We start from the raw sequence: 1,234 nt of genomic DNA, 5'->3' as shown, positions 1-1,234 counted from the left end.
TTCGTCCGGTGATTTCAACGGATCGCTGCAACACATGCGTTGAACCGTTCTGCTGGTGTTTCGTATCCCAGCGTTTTCCTGGTCGTTCGTTGAGCGTCTTGCGACGGCACTCAGTTTTGCTTGGCTATGTATCGACAAATCTGTTCCCTTTGGAAAGTACTGACGTAACAAGCGGTTTGTGTTCTCATTTGTGCCGCGTTGCCACGGCGAGTGCGGCTCGCACAGAAAGACATCGATATCAGTCGCCAGGGTGAACGTCTTGTGACCCGCCATCTCGGTGCCACGATCCCATGTGAGAGAGCGGTATAGTTCTTTTGGCAGCTTGCGAGATTGCTTTATCAAGGCCTGAATGACGCTGTGGCTGTCCTTGTTGCCGACCTTTGCCAGCCTCACAAAGCGGGTGTTGCGCTCGACGAGTGTGGCAATGAAGCTGTTTCCAGAGCCAGCGATCAGATCGCCCTCCCAGTGGCCTGGTACCGCACGGTCTTCAACCTCAGCAGGTCGATCTCGAATAGAAACTGCGTCGTTGAACTTGCCCAAGCCGCTCCTCTTCAACGTCGCGTGACGCGAGCGCCTTATGGAGCGTGTTGCACGAAGATGCGCCTGTAATTCCTTCTTCAAAACGCCACGCGTCTGAATGAACAGGCTTCGATAAATCGTCTCGTGCGAGATGCGTTTGTCTTCATCATCAGGGTGTTCGCGCATGAGCCAACCTGCAATTTGTTGCGGAGACCACTTGCGATGCAGCTTGGTCGATATCATGCGGCAAAGATAGTCGTTACCAACCAACTTACACAGCTTCGGGCGAAGCGCTCGATCCCAGGCATGCGCATCAGAAGTCGCTGCACGATAGTGTTTTGAACCGCCGTTGCGACGCACTTCCCGACTAATGGTTGAAACCGCTCGGCGCAGATTGCGCGCTATGGATCGCAGCGACTGCTTAGCCACAAGACCGCGGGAAATCTCTTCCCGTTCACTCAGTGTAAGCGCCAACCGAGACCGTGTCCGGATCAGCGGCCTGATGCCGCCTGTACGCTCAAGCAGAGGATAGATTGATGATGATCCCCGATCAAACACACGTCCAATCGAACTCATTGACTCTCCGCGCTGCCACCGGTCCCAGATCTCAGCCTTCTGTTTCTCAGTGAAAAATATCTGCGTTCGGTAGGCCATGACTTACAATCCATCTTTCCCAAAAGACTAAAGTGTTGCGTCGATCCATTGAAAGCACCCG

Annotated in this window: 1 pseudogene; it reads right to left on the bottom strand. The window is 53.8% G+C overall.

Annotated elements, in window-relative coordinates:
* Positions 1–14: 14 nt before the first annotated feature.
* A pseudogene (locus tag ACJ5NV_RS20390) lies at positions 15–1,173 on the bottom strand (IS30 family transposase).
* Positions 1,174–1,234: the final 61 nt, after the last annotated feature.

The organism is Loktanella agnita, from assembly GCF_046640325.1.
Classification (GTDB): Bacteria; Pseudomonadota; Alphaproteobacteria; order Rhodobacterales; family Rhodobacteraceae; genus Yoonia; species Yoonia agnita.
The sequence above is the reverse complement of the archived record's forward strand: the minus strand, read 5'-3'. Positions and strand labels throughout refer to the sequence as shown.